Raw genomic sequence first — 4432 nt, 5'->3', positions numbered from 1 at the left:
GTAGGAACCAATGCAGAGAAGGAGTGGCCGCTGCCCAAGGCCCGGATGCCGGGTTGCTTTTGCCGAATCAGAGTTTGCAGCTCAGCAATAGAGGCGGGCGCTAAGCGTTCGCTCGGAACGCATTTTTGATTGCCAGACCAGTTTTTCCAAGGGAAGCTTTTTGTGCTTGTAGAAGCCTGGGCATTGATTGCCAGCATGCTACTCAGTGGAAGAGAGCTGGTAAGCGTAGTGGCGATAAGTGACTTTAGTAAGCTACGTCTATTCATGGCCGCATCCTTATAACTGTTGTTCAAGGGGCTTACTCATATAACGAATAAGCTTTACGAAATGATCAGGAGTGCACTCAAAGCACTGACCACCTGGCGGCATACCACCGGAGCCGTTGATAGCTTTTTCAACGCTGGCGTCAATCCCGTTTTCGAGAATCTTATTCCAGGTCTTGGAGTCCCCCGTGAGTGGCGCTCCAGTGCCAGAATTTGCGTGGCAATTTTTACAGCTCTGCTGATAAATACGCTGTAAGTCCTTAGGCAACGACTGGGCTGACCATGAGATGTTTTTAAAACCCTCGGGCGAGTCACTGCTGCAAGCAGTCATATTGATGCTTAGGAATAATAATACTAGAAAGGTGATCTTGAGATGGGTCATGCTTGCCTCCTGTTATATTTGCTCAGGCATGGAGAGTGCTCATGCTAGGCTATAGAAAAGGAGGATAACACAAAACATGAATAATATTCATGTTTTGTGTTTGGCTTTGATTAAAGTGTGATCAAATGCCGTTTGGGCCTTTAGAGATTGTAGCCAGTTTCTTCATGGTCAACGACATCAAGGCCTTGAACTTCTTCTTCATCTGTCGTGCGTAAAGGTGTAAAGATTGCGACGAGTTTAAGTATGATCCAGGTAACAACAGCTGTATAAACAATGGTAGAGATTACACCAACGGCTTGAACGCTAAGCTGGCCAGCCATTGACTCGATTCCGTCTGCAAAACCGTAACCACTGAAAACGCCAAGGCTTGTTGCAGAGAAGATACCAGCAAACAAAGTACCGATAATGCCGCCAACGCCGTGAACCGGGAATACATCTAATGAATCATCAATTTTCAACACGCGTTTTACGTACTGAACTGCGTAAAAGCATGTTATGCTCGCCATAATACCGATTAATAATGCGCCACCAGGGCCAACAAAACCAGAAGCAGGAGTAATGGTACCCAGGCCTGCGACCATACCTGTTACGCCACCCAGAGCGCTTGGCTTACCGAACTTTTTCCACTCGATAGCTAACCAGGTAAGCGTACCCGCTGCAGCAGAAATATGTGTGGAAAGCATTGCCATCGCTGCATTACCGTCAGCGGCCAAAGCACTACCACCGTTAAAGCCGAACCAGCCAACCCAAAGCATACCTGCGCCTGTTACAGTCATTGTCATGTTATGAGGAGGCATCGCTGTTGTTGGGAAGCCTTTTCGAGGGCCGATCACAATCGCTGCAACCAGCGCTGCAACACCTGCAGTAATGTGAACTACCGTACCGCCCGCGAAGTCGTATAGACCCATATCAGCTAACCAGCCGCCGCCCCAGACCCAGTGAGTAATAGGTACGTAGACAGCTAATAACCAGATTGCGCTGAAAAGAACCATTGCAGAAAAACGCATACGCTCTGCGAAACCACCCACAATTAGTGCGGGTGTAATGACTGCGAAGGTCATTTGAAATAGCATGAATAAGGATTCTGGAATGTCGCCCGCTAAAGACTCACGAGTTACGCCAGATAGCATAACTTTGCTGAAGTCACCGATAAAGTTGTTGCCTTCCGTAAACGCCAGGCTGTAGCCTACGATGAACCATAATAATGAAGAAATACCTGCAATCGCAAAGCACTGCATTAGCACCGATAGAACGTTTTTGCTTCGAACCAAACCGCCATAAAACAATGCTAGGCCTGGTAGGGTCATAAACAATACCAAGGCTGTAGAGGTAAGGATCCAGGCGGTATTTGCGCCGTTAAGCGCATCTTCAGCAAAAGCCAAAGACGGTGCTAGCAGTGATGCAGCTAGCAGGAAGAGTTTGTTCATGAGAGAGCTCCTGATTTTTAAAAAGAGTAAAGAGTTTGTTTTTAATTCGATTCTGTTTAGAGGGCGTCGTTGCCGGTCTCGCCTGTGCGGATGCGAATGGTTTGTTCCATAGGGCTGACAAAGATCTTACCGTCGCCGATTTTTCCAGTGTTTGCTGCTGAAATAATGGCTTCAATGGCTTGGTCTACAGCGTCTTCTGCAACGGCAATTTGTAGTTTTAGTTTTGGAATGAAATCGATCACGTATTCGGCACCACGGTAGAGCTCTGTGTGGCCTTTTTGACGACCAAAGCCTTTAACTTCTTCGATAGTCATGCCGTGATGCCCTAATTCGGTGAGTGCTGATCTGACGTCATCTAGTTTGAAAGGTTTAATGATTGCCGTAATTAATTTCATATGTAGCCCTGTATGTCTGAGTCGCTTAATAAATGGCGTAATTAGTTCTTGCCTAAGCGATATTTATCGTTTTTATATTGTTTTTCGTATGGCGCCGGAGTTCTTTTGGTGCAAAAATTAATTTTCAAAATTGCACTGTTATAAGGCAGTGCAAAATTAATTAAATTGAAATTGGATTTCAATAGCAGGAGAGGAAATTCTTGAATTTATCGTATATTGCTTGTATGTGTGCACTAACGTAGCGCTAAAAACAATGATCAGCACTAAAAGCGTGCATTATTATTTCTGGGTTTGAGTTTTTTGAGTCGCAATGTTTGACGTGAGCTTGGTCGAGATATTAGTGCACTTTTTATTTAGAGTAATTTAATTCTATCGTACATAATAGGGTTTAGTATTCACAACAGAAGGTATTCGCGGGTAATGGATATTCACATCTATATAGATAGCTCATCCTATTCAGATATTGATATTGAAGAAATTTCTCAAGATCTACTCGCTGAACTAAGTGCTTGGCTCAATAATAAGACTTCTATTAGTTTGTTGGATTTTCGACCTGAAGAATGTTTAGAGGACTGGAAACTTGGTTTTGCATTACGGGTGAAATCCAAATTTAAACTAAAAGAACCGCTAAATTTTTTATATGATCTTGCTAAAAAATACCAGTGCGAATTTGTTGTTTCTGAGTACGATGCTAAGTCTGAGAGTTCTGAAGCCGTTTGCTATTTTGGCTTTGAAGAGGGGCGGCCAGATCTCTATGAAATAGCAAATTACCTAGGCTTATGATGCTTGGGTGTGATCAACGAAGTTTTGCGTATCAATAGTCTGACTTCTATTGGCTTTCGATTCGCTTGCCAGGGCTTTTAATGCCAGTTTTATATCTGAAGCTATCATTTTTATATTTCACCTATTTTGCCTTGCTAGGTGTCATGGCGCCTTACTTGGGGCTATATCTCGATAGTAAGGGCTTCAGCTTATTAGAAATCTCCCAGCTGCTTTCCTTATTGATGATAACGAAGGTGCTTGCTCCCTTACTGTGGGGCGCATTGTCTGATCGTTTTAGTAACAATGTCTTTCTGGTTCGTTTTGGGACGCTAATGACGCTTGTCTGTTATAGCGGCTTTTTCTTTGCCAACACTTTTCAGGCTTATGCCCTAGTTATTGTCTTATTTAGTTTCTTCTGGAATGCGGTCTTGCCACAGATAGAGGTCGTAACGCTTTTTAATCTGGGTAGTAAGAAAGAGTTGTATGGGCGGATACGGCTATGGGGTTCAGTCGGGTTTATCTTTAGTGTTATGGGATTCGGTATAGTATTTGATATTTGGGGGATTGCATATTTTCCTATAAGTTTGCTCTGTGTGATCGCGTTGATTTTTGTTAGCAGCTTAGTTCATTTTGAGGAACCGAAAAGAACGCAAAGCCATGATGAAGCTAGCCATGGCTTTATGGTGTATTTAAAGCGACGTGATATTCAGCAATTCTTTATCGTCTGCTTTTTATTGCAGGTTTCTCACGGCGCTTACTACACTTATTTTAGTATCTACATGGAATCTTTGGGTTATAGCACTGCGCAGGTTGGGGTGCTATGGAGCTTAGGTGTTATTGCTGAAGTGCTTCTCTTCATTTATATGCACCGTTGGTTTGGCTTACATTCGATACGTTTGATTATGGCTATTTCTTTATTGCTGACTGCTTTCAGGTGGGTCGTAACAGGGCTGCTTGCAGAATACTGGATGGTAATTGTTATCGTACAATGTATTCATGCATTTTCTTTTGGAGCGATGCATGCGACAGCGATCAAATTTGTTCATCAGCGATTCAAACTCAGGCACCAGGGGCGGGCGCAGGCACTTTATAGTAGTTTGGGTTTCGGTGCGGGCGGTGCGGCAGGTGCTTATTTTAGTGGCGTAGTCGTATCTGAATATGGCTATTACTGGACCTTTATTATTAGTGGTCTTGTTGCGCTCG

The 4432-nt window shown here is 43.7% G+C and carries 5 protein-coding genes and 1 pseudogene; 2 read left to right on the top strand and 4 right to left on the bottom strand.

Translation table 11 applies throughout. The features are described 5' to 3' along the window. From A3763_RS17640 to A3763_RS17625, 4 genes and pseudogenes are all read right to left on the bottom strand, one after another. Positions 1 to 266: pseudogene (locus tag A3763_RS17640) on the bottom strand (FAD-binding protein); the annotation flags it as partial. Positions 267 to 276: 10 nt separating this feature from the next. Further along, on the bottom strand, positions 277 to 645 hold the full coding sequence (locus A3763_RS17635) for a cytochrome c5 family protein (RefSeq protein ID WP_068515605.1): 369 nt from the start codon (positions 643 to 645) through the stop codon (positions 277 to 279). A gap of 140 nt (positions 646 to 785) precedes the next feature. Beyond that, positions 786 to 2072 carry an ammonium transporter gene (locus A3763_RS17630; RefSeq protein ID WP_068515602.1) on the bottom strand — a complete coding sequence of 429 codons (1287 nt, stop codon included), beginning with the start codon at positions 2070 to 2072 and terminating at the stop codon, positions 786 to 788. Between the two features lie 56 nt (positions 2073 to 2128). Continuing rightward, positions 2129 to 2467, bottom strand: coding sequence for a P-II family nitrogen regulator (locus A3763_RS17625; RefSeq protein ID WP_068515599.1), 339 nt, complete (start codon positions 2465 to 2467; stop codon positions 2129 to 2131). Between the two features lie 420 nt (positions 2468 to 2887). On the opposite strand from A3763_RS17625, the gene A3763_RS17620 reads away from it, so the two are divergent. After that, positions 2888 to 3250: a hypothetical protein gene (locus tag A3763_RS17620; RefSeq protein WP_068515596.1), complete on the top strand. Its 363-nt coding sequence runs from the start codon at positions 2888 to 2890 to the stop codon at positions 3248 to 3250. Between the two features lie 80 nt (positions 3251 to 3330). Next, positions 3331 to 4432: MFS transporter (locus tag A3763_RS17615; RefSeq protein ID WP_156495149.1), on the top strand; the 1102-nt coding region annotated here is incomplete at its 3' end.

The sequence above is a fragment of the Oleiphilus sp. HI0128 genome (genome assembly GCF_001635365.1).
Note: the sequence above shows the minus strand (reverse complement) of the source record. Positions and strands in the feature narration are given on the sequence as shown.